Source organism: Mesorhizobium sp. M9A.F.Ca.ET.002.03.1.2, from assembly GCF_003952365.1.
In the GTDB taxonomy this organism is placed as follows: domain Bacteria; phylum Pseudomonadota; class Alphaproteobacteria; order Rhizobiales; family Rhizobiaceae; genus Mesorhizobium.
The window spans coordinates 1,646,990-1,660,284 of the sequence record NZ_CP034443.1; the positions used below are offsets into that span (position 1 = coordinate 1,646,990).

Genomic DNA, 13,295 nt, shown 5'->3' on the forward strand with positions numbered 1-13,295 from the left:
CGAATCCTCTCTCGTTCGTCCGAAAATGCAAGCAATTGCTCTGATGATAGGCAATTGCGCGCAACCGCATTCCCTGCAAGACTATACCGCCCGCTTCATTGCTCGGCGGGCTTGGGAGGCAAAGGTTGAATTCGCGGCAGGACAGCGGCAGCAGCAGATTGGACGACGCGGCACGCGCCGGCTGGCTCTATTATGTTGCCGGCAACACGCAGGACCAGATCGCCTCGACGCTCGGCATTTCGCGGCAGACGGCGCAGCGATTGGTGTCGCTGGCGGTGTCGGAGGGGCTGATCAAAGTGCGTGTCGACCATCCGATCGCCAATTGCCTCGACCTCGCGGCGCGGCTGAAATTGCGCTTCGCGCTCGATCTGGTCGAAGTGGTGCCGAGCGATCCCGCTTCCTCCTCCACCGTCATCGGCATCGCCGAGGCGGCGGCTGCCGAGATCGAGAGACGGTTGCGGTCGCCGGTCCCGATCGTCATGGCGATCGGCACCGGCCGTACGCTAAAGGCGGCAATCGAGCAGCTGCCGCCGATGGAATGCCCGCAGCATAAGGTCGTGTCGCTGACCGGCAACATCTCGCCCGACGGCTCGGCCGCTTTCTACAACGTCATCTTCACCATGGCCGACAGGGTCAAGGCGCGGTCCTTCCCGATGCCGCTTCCGGTCATCGCCTCCTCGCCGGAGGAGCGCGAGATGCTGCACAACCAGCCGATGATCCGTTCGACATTGGCGCTGGCGGCAGAGGCCGACGTCACGTTCGTCGGTATCGGCGATCTCGGCCCCAAGGCGCCGCTTTACGAGGACGGCTTCATCTCTGAGAGTGAGTTGAAAGCGCTGCAAAAGGCAGGCGGCGTCGCCGAGATCGTTGGCTGGGTGTTCGATCGCGAAGGCCGCATGATCGAAGGCATCACCAACGACCGGGTGTCGTCGGCTGCGTTGCCGTCGCGCGAAAAGTCGCTGGTGATCGCCTTGGCCATGGGCGAGCGCAAGCTGCCAGGCATCCTTGCGGCTGTGAACCGGCGGCTGGTCAACGGCCTCATCACCGATGAGCGGACCGCCGCCGCCCTGCTGGCCGGCTAATTGGGGATAAGCCCGGCAGGGCTATTGGCGCCGGCCGCAAGGATCGTTGCCGTCCAGAAAACCCATGTCGCGCTGCAGATGCGGCGGCAGTTCCCTGATGTCGAGATAGACTCGCTTCTTCGCGGCATGCCGTGCAAATCCGCGCGCCAGCCACGAAAACCAGCCGTAGCCTGGAGTGAGAAGCAGTTTTTCCTGTACCGTGGTCATGATCGTCAGCCTTCGCTATGTCTGGAAGAAAGGGATCGTCGACCACAAATATCGGCCTGACGGCGCATTGCTGCCAATCAAACGTCGATCACGGCCCATAAGGAGGGCTTATGCCTGAACTCAAGTCCCGGCAGATATCCCAGCTCCCGCCGCTTGCCGCGATCCGGGTGTTCGAGGCGGTGGCGCGGCATCTATCCTTCACCAAGGCAGCCGAGGAACTCGGCATGACGCAGGCGGCGGCGAGCTACCAGATCAAGCTCCTGGAAGAGCGCGTCGGCGCGCCTCTGTTCCTGCGCCGTCCCAAGCAGATCGTGCTGACCGAGGCGGGGCAACGTATGGCTCCCGCGGTCAGCGAGGCCTTCGCCCTATTAAGCGGAGCCTATGCCGCTGCGCGCAGCGGCGCCGATGGCGTGCTGTGCGTTTCGACGCTGCTGACGTTTGCCTCCAACTGGCTGGCCCGCCATCTCGGCTCGTTCCAGGTCGCGCATCCGTCGCTGGCAGTGCGCCTCGACACCTCGAACCGCCTGGTCGATTTCGCCCGCGAGGATATCGATATCGCCATCCGCTCCGGCGGCGGCACCTGGCCGGGCGTCGAGGTTCACAAGCTTTTCAATGCGGATTTCACGCCGGTTCTGAGCCCGCAGCTCGCAGCCAGCATCGGCGGTGTCAGGGAACCGGCGGACCTGCTGCGTTTGCCGATCCTTGATCCCAGCGACATCTGGTGGCGGGACTGGTTTATCGCTGCCGGCCTGCCGGTCGAGGAACTGGCCCAGCGCCCCGGCTCCAGCATGGGTGCGCAGGCCTATGAGGCCAACGCCGCGATTGCCGGGCAGGGCGTGGCGATCGTGACCAGGGCGCTGTTCAGTGCCGAACTTGCCGACGGCCGCCTGATCCAGCCTTTCGATCTGGTCGGCGACGACGGCCACGCCTATTGGCTGGTCTATCCCCAGGCACGGCGCAACGTGCCGAAGATCCGCGCTTTTCGCGACTGGATCCTGGCCGAGATCGCCGGCCAATAGTCGATAATCCATTCGATCAAGTGGGTGTCGAAATCCGACATTTCGCGCGCCAAAGACCGGTCCTAGCGGTCTTCAAAATTTCCCCGAAAGCGTCTGGAACCGGACGCCGCACGAGCTTGCGTGCTGCGCTGCAGCAACGAATCCGCCTTGACATAATTCACGCAAAGTGAGTAATTGCCCATAGCCAAGGCAAATGCTCAACTTGGTCTATGGGAGGAATTGATGAAACTTCGCACGCTCACCCTGGGTCTGTTGTCGGCCAGCACCCTCGCGTTCGCCGCGCATGCCGAATCCATCACCATCGCCACCGTCAACAATGGCGATATGGTCCGCATGCAGAAGCTGACCGACGACTTCACCGCCAAGAACCCGGACATCCAGCTCCAGTGGGTCACGCTCGAGGAAAACGTCTTGCGCGAACGCGTCACCACCGACATCGCCACCAAAGGCGGCCAATACGACGTGATGACCATCGGCACCTACGAGGTTCCGATCTGGGCCAAGCAGAGCTGGCTGCTGCCGCTCGACAAGCTCGGTGACGACTATGACGTCAAGGACATCATCCCGGCCATCGCCGGCGGCCTGTCGGTCGACGGCACGCTTTATGCAGCACCGTTCTACGGCGAAAGCTCCTTCGTCATGTACCGCAAGGACCTGATGGAGAAGGCCGGGCTGACCATGCCCGACGCGCCGACCTGGGACTTCATCAAGCAGGCCGCCGACAAGATGACGGATCGCGCCAACGGCGTAAACGGCGTCTGCCTGCGCGGCAAGGCCGGCTGGGGCGAGAACATGGCCTTCCTGACCGCCATGTCGAACTCCTTCGGCGCGCGCTGGTTCGACGAGAACTGGAAGCCGCAGTTCGATCAACCCGAATGGAAGAACACGCTGCAGTTCTACGTCGACCTGATGAAGGCCAATGGCCCGGAGGGCGCGTCTTCCAACGGCTTCAATGAAAACCTGGCGCTGTTCCAGCAAGGCAAGTGCGGCATGTGGATCGATGCCACGGTCGCGGCCTCCTTCGTCTCAGACCCGAAGGATTCCACGGTCGCCGACAAGGTCGGCTATGCGCTGGCGCCGGACAATGGCTTGGGCAAGCGCGGCAACTGGCTGTGGGCCTGGTCGCTGGCCATTCCCGCTGGCACGCAAAAAGCGGATTCGGCGCAGAAGTTCGTTTCCTGGGCGACCAGCAAGGCTTACGCCGAACTCGTTGCCTCGAAGGAAGGCTGGGCCAACGTTCCGCCCGGAACGCGGTCCTCGCTCTACGCCAACCCCGAGTACCAGAAGGCGGCGCCCTTCGCCAAGATGACGCTGGACTCGATCAATGCCGCCGATCCGACGCACCCGACCGTCAAGCCGGTTCCCTATGTCGGCGTTCAGTTCGTCGCCATTCCCGAGTTCCAGGGCCTTGGCACCACTGTCGGCCAGCTCTTCTCGGCGGCACTCGCCGGCCAGACGAGCGTCGACGACGCCCTGAAGCAGGCGCAGGACGCCGCCACCGCGGCGATGACCGAGGGCGGCTATATCCAGTAAGGCTCCTCCCGGTGCCGAACGCCGGTTGCCCATCATGGTGGCCCCCATTTTGACTAGCAGGGCCGCCGCCCGAATCCCAGTTCGGGCGGCCGCCTTCACAACCCTGAAAATTTGGCTGACCTTTGAAGGGTGACCGTCATGGCTACTCAGCAGACCCGTTCGCTTGCCCGCTTCATGATGGCGCCATCCGTGGTGCTGCTGCTGGTTTGGATGATTGTTCCGCTGGCATTCACCCTGTGGTTCTCCTTCCAGCAGTACAACCCGCTCAACCCGATCCGCGATGGGTTTGTCGGCTTCTCGAACTACGCCCTTTTCTATTCCAACCCGGCATTCCTGCAGTCGATCCTCAACACGCTCGCCATCGTCGGCAGCGTGCTTTTGATCACGGTGGTCGGCGGCATCGCGCTGGCTCTCCTGATCGATCAGCCGATATGGGGACAGGGCATCGTGCGCATCCTCGTCATCTCGCCGTTCTTCGTCATGCCGCCGGTGGCAGCGCTGGTCTGGAAGAACATGATCATGCATCCGCAATACGGCGTCTTTGCCGATATCGCGCGCTTCTTCGGCGGGCAGCCGATCGACTGGTTCGGCCAGTATCCGCTCACCGCGATCATCATCATCGTCGCCTGGCAGTGGCTGCCGTTCGCGACGCTGATCCTTTTGACCTCGCTGCAGTCGCTTGACGGCGAGCAGAAGGAGGCAGCCGAGATGGACGGCGCCGGCTTCGTCAGCCGCTTCATCTATCTGACGCTGCCGCACATGTCGCGCGCCATCACCGTCGTCATCCTGATCCAGACGATCTTCCTTCTGTCGATCTATGCCGAGATCCTCGTCACCACCAATGGCGGGCCGGGTTACGCCTCCACCAACCTGCCCTTCCTCGTCTACCAGAAGGCCCTGCTGGAGTTCAAAATCGGCCAGGCGTCCGCCGGCGGCATCATCGCCGTCATTCTCGCCAACATCGTTGCCTTCTTCGCCATGCGCGCGGTCGGCAAGAACCTGGACAAATAGGGGAGGAGACGATGCTACGTGCGCCGAACCACCCCCACTCCGTCCCGCTGCGCGGGACACCTCTCCCCCTGCCCGGGGGAGAGGAAACGCCTGCATCGAAGTCGCGCCCTTCCTCTACCCCGTCGATCGGGGGAGAGGTGGTTTGCGCAGCAAACCGGAGTGGGGGTCGACCCTGCCGCCAACATCGCCGATACGGGAGGACCTGATCATGGCACGTGCAGTCAGCACCCAGCACAAGACGATTGCGACCGCGGCCGCCTGGATCGTCGCCCTGCTGGTCTTCTTCCCGATCCTCTATACGGTCATCACCTCGTTCAAGTCGGAACAGGAAGCCATCCAGGGCTTCAACCTGCTCCCGTCGGGAACCACGGAGAGCTATACCGCGGTCGAGGCGCAGAACAGCTACTTCAAGTTTTTCCTCAATTCGGTGTTTCTGGCGGTCGGCTCCACCATCCTGGCTTTGCTCGTCGCCATACCGGCGGCGTGGTCGATGGCTTTCTCGCCGGGCAAGTGGACCAAGGACATCCTGATGTGGATGCTTTCCACCAAGATGATGCCGGCGGTTGCCGTGCTGTTCCCGATCTACCTGATCTTCCGCGATAGTGGATTGCTCGACAGCCGCATCGGCCTGATGATCATGCTGATGCTGATCAACCTGCCGATCGTGGTGTGGATGCTCTACACCTACTTTCGCGAGATCCCGGGCGAGATCCTGGAAGCGGCGCGCATGGACGGTGCATCGCTCTGGAAGGAGATCGTCTACGTGCTGACGCCGATGGCTGTGCCAGGTATTGCCTCGACGATGCTGCTCAACATCATCCTGGCATGGAACGAGGCGTTCTGGACGATCCGGCTAACAACCACCGAGGCCGCGCCGCTCACTGCCTTCATCAGTTCATTCTCTAGCCCGCAAGGCCTGTTCTGGGCCAAGCTGTCGGCGGCCTCGACGCTGGCGATCGCGCCGATCCTGATCATGGGCTGGTTCAGCCAGAAGCAGCTGGTCCGCGGCCTGACTTTTGGCGCCGTGAAGTGATACCGCCGCAGGCGACGAACGACGGAAAATAGCCCCGGGGAGGAAACCATGGGAAACATCACGCTCAAGAACGTCTCCAAATCCTTCGGGGCGACGACGATCATTCCAAACATCGATCTGGTCATCGAGAACGGCGAGTTCGTCGTCTTCGTCGGTCCGTCTGGCTGCGGCAAGTCCACGTTGCTCAGGCTGATCGCCGGGCTGGAGGATACCAGCGCCGGCACCATCAACATCGACGGCCGCGACGTGACCGGCGAGGCGCCGGCCAAGCGCAAGCTGGCCATGGTGTTCCAGTCCTATGCGCTCTACCCGCACATGACGGTGGCCAAGAACATCGCCTTCCCGCTGAAGATGGCGGGGGAGGACCAGGCGACCATCGACAGGAAGGTGAAGGACGCGGCGCGCGTCCTGAATCTCACCGACTATCTCGATCGCCGTCCCGGCCAACTCTCCGGCGGCCAGCGCCAGCGCGTCGCCATCGGCCGCGCCATCGTGCGCCAGCCGTCGGCGTTCCTGTTCGACGAACCTTTGTCCAACCTCGACGCGGCGCTGCGCGGCACCATGCGGCTGGAGATCAGCGAGCTGCATCATCAGCTCAAGACGACCATGATCTACGTCACCCACGATCAGGTCGAGGCCATGACCATGGCCGACAAGATCGTCGTGCTCAATGCCGGCAACGTCGAACAGGTCGGCTCGCCGATGGAGCTATACAAGACGCCGAAGAACCTGTTCGTCGCCGGTTTCATCGGCTCGCCGAAGATGAACCTGTTCGAAGGCGCGCCGGCGGCCAAGTACGGCGCCAGGACCGTCGGCATCCGTCCCGAGCATATGAACATCTCGACGACTTCAGGCGAATGGAAGGCTACGGTTGGTGTCGCCGAGCATCTCGGCTCCGACACGTTCTTGCATGTGCAGGCGGACGGCGTCGGGCCGCTGACGGTGCGCGCCGACGGCGAACTGGCCGTCAATCACGGCGACACGATCTATCTGACGCCCGATAAGGCCAAGCTGCATCGCTTCGATGCCGACGGGAAGGCGATGGCGCAGTGAGGCTGAAGGGTAAATCGGCGCTGATCACCGGATCGGCGCGCGGCATCGGCAGAGCGTTCGCCGAAGCCTATGTGCGCGAGGGCGCCACGGTTGCGGTCGGCGACATCAATCTCGAAGCCGCGGAGAAGACGGCTTCGGAGATCGGCGGCAACGCTTACGCGGTGAAACTGGACGTCACCGACCTCGCTTCGATCGAGGCGGCGGTCAAAGCGGTCGAGACAAGGACCGGCGGACTGGACATTCTGATCAACAACGCCGCTTTGTTCGACCTGGCGCCGATCGTCGAGATATCGAAGGCAAGCTACGACAGATTGTTTTCCGTCAACGTCGCCGGCACGCTGTTCATGCTGCAGGCGGCCGCCCGTTCGATGATCGCGCGGGGCAAGGGCGGCAGGATCATCAACATGGCGAGCCAGGCCGGCCGGCGCGGCGAGGCGCTGGTCGGCGTCTATTGCGCCACCAAGGCGGCCGTCATCTCGCTCACCCAGTCGGCAGGGCTCGATCTGATCAAGCACCGCATCAACGTCAACGCCATCGCACCGGGTGTCGTCGATGGCGAGCACTGGGATCATGTCGATTCCCTGTTCGCCAAGTACGAAAACCGGCCGAAGGGCGAGAAGAAGAGATTGGTCGGCGAAGCGGTGCCCTATGGTCGTATGGGCACGGCGCAAGACCTGACCGGGATGGCCGTGTTCCTGGCCAGCGAGGACGCCGAATACATCGTCGCCCAGACCTACAATGTCGATGGCGGCCAGTGGATGAGTTGAGGGGGAGGTGCTCTTCTCTCTTTCCTCCGGGGAGAAGACGCTGAGGGCAGGTGAGGGGCAGCGCGGACCTTGGAACGCCGTGCCGCCCCTCACCGTCACCCCATGAAGGACGAACGATCAAGGCCGTAGAACGGCCAAAGGGTAGCAAGCAGATGACCGTGAAACTCTCGTCAAAAACGCTGGCGGATCTGCCGGAGAAAGTCGCCGGCCCGAAATACGATCGCGCCGCGCTCAAGGCCGGCATCGTGCATTTCGGAGTCGGCAATTTCCACCGCTCGCACCAGGCCGTCTATCTCGACGATCTGTTCAATTCTGGCGTCGGCCACGACTGGGCGCTTGTCGGCGCCGGCGTGTTCGAGGGCGAGAAGGTCGGCCGCGGCAAGCTGCAGGAACAGGACTGGCTGACCACCGTGGTCGAGCAGGACACCGGCCATATGAGCGCCCGCGTCACCGGTGTCATGATCGACTTCCTGATGCCGGGCGACGCGGCGGCGATCATCGAACGACTTGCCGATCCGGCGATAAGGATCGTTTCGCTGACCATCACCGAGGGGGCTACTTCATCGATCCGGCGTCCGGTGTGTTCAATCCAACCCATCCCGACATCGTCGCGGATGCTGAGCCGGGAGCAACGCCGAAGACCGTCTTCGGCATCATCCTGGCCGGGCTGATGCGCCGCCGCGGCGACGGCATCGTGCCCTTCACGATCATGTCCTGCGACAACATCCCCCACAATGGCCATGTCACCTCCGACGGCGTGATCGGTCTTGCCCGCCTGATCGACGAGGATCTGGCGATCTGGGTGAGCGAGAACGTCGCCTTTCCGAACGGCATGGTCGACCGCATCACGCCGGCCACCACCGACCGCGAGCGCGGCATTCTGTCGAGCGAATTCGGCCTCGACGACAATTGGCCGGTGTTCTGCGAGCCGTTCAGGCAATGGGTTCTGGAGGATCGTTTCACCGACGGCCGGCCGCTGCTGGAAAAGGTCGGCGTGCAGTTCGTCAGGGATGTCGCGCCCTACGAGGTCATGAAGATCCGCATCCTCAATGGCGGCCATGCAACCATCGCCTATCCCGCGGGACTGATGGACATCCATTTCGTCCACGAGGCGATGCAGGAGCCGCTGGTGCGCGGCTTTCTCGCCAAGCTGGAGCATGACGAGATCATCCCGACCGTGCCGCCGGTGCCGGACACCGTGCTGGAGGACTATTACCAGCTCATCGAGCACCGCTTCTCCAATCCCAAGATCGGCGACACGATCCGCAGGCTTTGCCTCGACGGCTCCAACCGGCAGCCGAAATTCATCATTCCAACCATCGCCGATCGGCTGAAGGCCGGTAAAAGGGTCGCCGGCCTGGCGCTGGAATCAGCACTTTGGTGCCGCTACTGCTTCGGCACGACGGACAGCGGCGCCGTCATCGAGCCCAACGATCCGAGCTGGGAGCGGCTGCAGACGACGGCAAAAGCGGCGAAGGAAGCGCCTGCCGTCTGGCTTGCGATGGAGGACATCTATGGCGATGTCGGCCGCTCGGCTCCGTTTGCCGAAGCCTTCGCCCATGCGCTCAAGGCGCTCTGGGCGGACGGCGCGCGTGCGACGCTGGCGCGCTATCTCGCCGGCGATCTCTGAAATCGGCTCGATGCCCATGAAGCCCGCCTATTGAAGGCCTTGCATGACGCCTGACCTGGTCATTTTCGACTGCGACGGCGTGCTGGTCGACAGCGAGGCGCTGTCCGTCGCGGCGCTGCTCGGCATGATCACGATCGCCGGCGGCACGATCAACGAGGAGACCGCCTATGAGCATTTCCTCGGCAAGAGCATGAAGAGCGTCCGCGAAATCCTCGGCCGCGACTTCGGGCTTGATATCACCGACCAGCATCTGAGCGGGATGCGCGCCGAGCTGATGCGCAGATTTCGCGAGGAGCTGAAACCGATCCCCGGCATCGGACAGGTTCTGCCGAGGCTTATCATGCCATGCTGCGTCGCCTCCTCTGGCACGCTGGACCGCATCCGCTATGCGCTCGACATCACCGGTCTGCTCGGGCTGCTGGAGCCGCATCTGTTCAGCGCTGCAATGGTCGAACGGGGCAAGCCGGCGCCGGATCTCTTTCTCCACGCAGCCGCCAAAATGGGAGCTATCCCGCAAAATTGCCTCGTCGTCGAGGACAGCCCGGCCGGCGTCGCGGCGGCACGGGCGGCGGGCATGCGCGTCCTTGCCTTCACCGGCGGTTCGCATGCCGGCAACCCGGCATTGAAAGCGCGGCTTGCGTCGAGTGAGCCGGACTTTATATTCGCTGACATGCTGCAATTGCCCGATTTGATTGCAGGCCTGGGAGCGAGAGCAGGAACACCTTGACGAAAAGTTTTGTTTGCGCGGTCGATGTCGGCACCGGGAGCGCCCGTGCGGGCATTCTCGACACCAGAGGCACCTTGCTTGGCCGCGCCGAGCATCCGATCGCCATGAACCGGCCGAAGGCTGATCACGCCGAGCACGATTCGCAGGATATCTGGTCGGCGGTCTGCGTCGCCGTGCGCGCCGCCCGCGAAAAGGCCGGCGTGACGGCGGACGACATTGCCGGCATCTCCTTCGACGCCACCTGCTCGCTGGTAGTGCGGGGCAGGGATGGTGGCCAGCTCAGCGTATCGGTGTCGGGCGAAAGGCGCTGGGACACCATCGTCTGGCTCGACCATCGCGCCATTGCCGAGGCCGATGAATGCACCGAAAGCGGCCATGCCGTGCTCGACTATATCGGCGGCGTGATGTCGCCGGAAATGGCGACGCCGAAGCTGATGTGGCTGAGGCGCAATCTGCCGCGGACATGGAATGAAGCCGGCTATCTATTCGATCTCACCGACTTCCTGACCTGGAAGGCGACCGGCTCGCTCGCCCGTTCGCAATGCACGCTGACCGCCAAATGGACCTATCTGGCGCATGAGGAAACCGGCTGGCGGCGCGATTTCTTCGAAACCGTCGGCCTCGGCGACCTTTTCGAGCATGGCAATCTGCCCGGCAAGGCCAGCCCCGTCGGGACCGATATCGGGCGGCTCAGCGCGCCAGCCGCGGCCGAGCTTGGCCTCACGGAAAAATGCCGTGTCGGCGCCGGCGTCATCGATGCCTATGCCGGCGCGCTCGGCGTGCTTGGCGGCTTTGCCGGCGATGAAACCAACATCGGCCGGCATCTGGCGCTGATCGCCGGCACGTCGAGCTGCGTCATGGCGATGTCGCCCGATCCGCAACCTTTTGCCGGCGTCTGGGGCCCGTATTATGGTGCCGCGCTTCCCAGGCTTTGGCTGTCGGAAGGCGGTCAGTCGGCCACCGGCGCGTTGCTCGACCACATCATACGCTGGCATGGCGCCGGCGGTGAGCCGGACGCCGCCATGCACGCCAGGATCGCCCGGCGCGTCGCCGAACTTCGCGCCATCGAGGGCGAAAATCTTGCCGGAAGGCTGCATGTGCTACCGGATTTTCACGGCAACCGCTCGCCGCTCGCCGATCCGCATGCCGTCGGGGTCATCAGCGGACTGACGCTGGATTCCTCCTTCGATAGCCTGTGCAAGCTTTACTGGCGGACCGCGGTAAGCATCGCACTGGGCGTGCGCCATGTGCTGGAAGCACTGAACGAGAACGGCTATCTGATCGACACGCTGCATGTCACCGGCGGCCACACCAAGAACCCGCTGCTGATGGAGCTCTACGCCGACGCCACCGGCTGCACGGTGGTCGAGCCGCTGGCCGACGAGGCGGTGCTGCTCGGCACCGGCATGGTCGCCGCGACCGCCGCCGGGCTTTTCCCCGACTTGAACGCTGCTTGCGTCGCCATGCAGCAGGGCGGCAGGAGGCGGACGTCGAGCCCGGCTGCCAGCGGCCGGTTCGACCGCGACTACCGGGTGTTCCTCGAGATGCACCGGCAAAGGCAGGTGCTGGACGGGATCACATAGGTCGTGCCCCGCCGGTCGGCTTTCGGACCTATCTAAGCCTTCACAACGCGGTCACAGACGATGCCATTGCGTTGCATCGCATTGCGCGTGTCGATGATCAGCCGCGAATGGTTTGCGATAAGCCCGTAGTCGATGCCGTCATGGTCGGTGACGATCACAACGGCATCATAGGCGCCGATGGAATCGCGGCTGAGCCGGATGCAGTCCTTTCCAGCCAGTCGCGGGTGTTTGCGCGTCTTCGGAATGCGGGCGACATACGGGTCGTGATAGGCGATGTCGGCCGTGCGCGATTCCAGCAGTTCGATCAGCTTCAATGCCGGGCTTTCACGAACATCGGCGACATTTTTCTTGTAGGCGACACCGACGATCAGGATAGCCGCCTGGCTCAGAGGCAGGCCCAGCCGCGTATCCAGCGCTTCAGTCAGCTTTGACATGACATAATGCGGCATCGATACGTTGATCTCGCCGGCGAGCTCGATGAATTTTGTCGAGACTTCGAATTCGCGCGATTTCCAGGTCAGATAAAATGGATCGATCGGTATGCAGTGGCCACCAAGCCCAGGCCCCGGATAGAAGGGCATGTAACCGAATGGCTTGGTCTTCGCGGCCTCGATCACCTCCCAGATGTCGATCCCCATGGCGCCGTAGATGACCTTCAATTCGTTGACCAGAGCGATATTGACCGCCCGGAAAATGTTTTCCGTCAGCTTCACCACCTCTGCGACCTTGATGCTTGAGACCGGCACAACCTTGTCGATGATCGTGCCGTAGAATTGCGCCACCAGCCTGGCCGCGGCCGGGCCGTCTCCTGCCACAACCTTCGGAATGGTGGCGGTCTCGAAGCCGGTGCTGCCCGGATCTTCCCGCTCAGGCGAGTATCCGAGGAAAAAGTCGCGACCGGACCTGTATCCGCTCGCCTCGAGGATCGGCTTCATCACCTCGTCGGTCGTCCCCGGATAAGTCGTGGATTCGAGCACGATCAGCTGATCTTTGCGCAAATGACCGGCGATGGCGCGCGTCGTGCTTTCGACAAAGGAAAGGTCAGGCTCACGCTGCTTGGTGAGCGGCGTCGGAACACAGATCGCCAGGACGTCGCATTGCGCGAAGTCCACGAAATCAAATGTCGGCCTGAAGGCTCCACCTGCCATCATGGCCTGAAGCGCTTTGTCGGTTACCGCGCCGATGTAGGACCGGCCGGTTTTCAGCTTTTCAACCTTGGTATGATCCGCGTCGAAACCGATGACCCTGAACCCAGCGTGGGCAGTCGCGGCCGCCAGCGGCAGGCCGACATAGCCAAGCCCGACGATGCCGATCATGGCCGTCCGGGCCTCCAATTTTGAAAGAAGGGTCGCTCCCCGACTGTGATCGACCAGAATGGTCATTTTGCGTCTCCCACCCTATACAGCCGAAGGTATTTCGATGCTGTATTCTTACGTTTTGCGAGTCGCGGCAGACGATCCGTCAACCTTACAAGCTGTTCGGCGTCGCGCTTCGTGCCTGCAGGGAAGATCGCAACCTTTGTGCCAATTCAATTCTTGAACGCAATTTGCTCGGCGCAAAGGCCAAAGAGATGGGAAACCATGATTTCGGCTGCGATAACGCCGCCGCTTTGTCAAGCTATCAACGTGTGCCATTTTCGAACATGTTTGT

At 62.8% G+C, this 13,295-nt stretch carries 11 protein-coding genes and 1 pseudogene; 10 read left to right on the top strand and 2 right to left on the bottom strand.

Going from position 1 to position 13,295, the window contains the following annotated elements; all coding sequences use genetic code 11:
- Positions 1-125 precede the first annotated feature (125 nt).
- Positions 126-1,082: a sugar-binding transcriptional regulator gene (locus EJ066_RS08265; RefSeq protein WP_126036631.1), complete on the top strand. Its 957-nt coding sequence runs from the start codon at positions 126-128 to the stop codon at positions 1,080-1,082.
- Between the two features lie 21 nt (positions 1,083-1,103).
- Here EJ066_RS08265 and EJ066_RS08270 read toward each other — a convergent pair whose 3' ends face one another.
- On the bottom strand, positions 1,104-1,289 hold the full coding sequence (locus EJ066_RS08270; RefSeq protein WP_126036633.1) for a hypothetical protein: 186 nt from the start codon (positions 1,287-1,289) through the stop codon (positions 1,104-1,106).
- 110 nt (positions 1,290-1,399) lie between these two features.
- On the opposite strand from EJ066_RS08270, the gene gcvA reads away from it, so the two are divergent.
- The 9 genes and pseudogenes from gcvA (at position 1,400) to EJ066_RS08315 (ending at position 11,645) form a co-directional block, all read left to right on the top strand.
- Positions 1,400-2,308, top strand: coding sequence for a transcriptional regulator GcvA (gcvA, locus tag EJ066_RS08275; RefSeq protein ID WP_126036635.1), 909 nt, complete (start codon positions 1,400-1,402; stop codon positions 2,306-2,308).
- A gap of 222 nt (positions 2,309-2,530) precedes the next feature.
- The gene (locus tag EJ066_RS08280; protein WP_126036637.1) at positions 2,531-3,841 is read left to right on the top strand and encodes a sugar ABC transporter substrate-binding protein; all 1,311 of its coding nucleotides are present in this window, start codon (positions 2,531-2,533) and stop codon (positions 3,839-3,841) included.
- Positions 3,842-3,979: 138 nt separating this feature from the next.
- A complete protein-coding gene (locus EJ066_RS08285) occupies positions 3,980-4,852 on the top strand; it encodes a sugar ABC transporter permease (RefSeq protein ID WP_126036639.1) in 873 nt (290 codons plus the stop codon).
- Between the two features lie 208 nt (positions 4,853-5,060).
- Entirely contained in the window at positions 5,061-5,885 is an 825-nt protein-coding gene (locus EJ066_RS08290; protein ID WP_126036641.1) for a carbohydrate ABC transporter permease, read from the top strand.
- A gap of 48 nt (positions 5,886-5,933) precedes the next feature.
- Positions 5,934-6,938 (top strand): ABC transporter ATP-binding protein, encoded by a 1,005-nt coding sequence (locus EJ066_RS08295; protein ID WP_126036643.1) that lies wholly within the window; start codon positions 5,934-5,936, stop codon positions 6,936-6,938.
- The gene (locus tag EJ066_RS08300; RefSeq protein ID WP_126036645.1) at positions 6,935-7,705 is read left to right on the top strand and encodes an L-iditol 2-dehydrogenase; all 771 of its coding nucleotides are present in this window, start codon (positions 6,935-6,937) and stop codon (positions 7,703-7,705) included. Before EJ066_RS08295 ends, EJ066_RS08300 begins: the two co-directional genes overlap by 4 nt.
- Positions 7,706-7,857: 152 nt before the next feature.
- Positions 7,858-9,335: pseudogene (locus tag EJ066_RS08305) on the top strand (mannitol dehydrogenase family protein).
- A gap of 43 nt (positions 9,336-9,378) precedes the next feature.
- Positions 9,379-10,062 carry an HAD-IA family hydrolase gene (locus EJ066_RS08310; RefSeq protein WP_126036647.1) on the top strand — a complete coding sequence of 228 codons (684 nt, stop codon included), beginning with the start codon at positions 9,379-9,381 and terminating at the stop codon, positions 10,060-10,062.
- Positions 10,059-11,645, top strand: a complete 1,587-nt coding sequence (locus EJ066_RS08315) for an FGGY-family carbohydrate kinase (protein ID WP_126036649.1) — start codon at positions 10,059-10,061, stop codon at positions 11,643-11,645. The genes EJ066_RS08310 and EJ066_RS08315 overlap by 4 nt, the downstream gene beginning before the upstream one ends.
- A gap of 32 nt (positions 11,646-11,677) precedes the next feature.
- On the opposite strand, the gene EJ066_RS08320 is transcribed toward EJ066_RS08315, so the two are convergent.
- Positions 11,678-13,027, bottom strand: coding sequence for a nucleotide sugar dehydrogenase (locus EJ066_RS08320; RefSeq protein ID WP_126036651.1), 1,350 nt, complete (start codon positions 13,025-13,027; stop codon positions 11,678-11,680).
- Between the last annotated feature and the right edge of the window lie 268 nt (positions 13,028-13,295).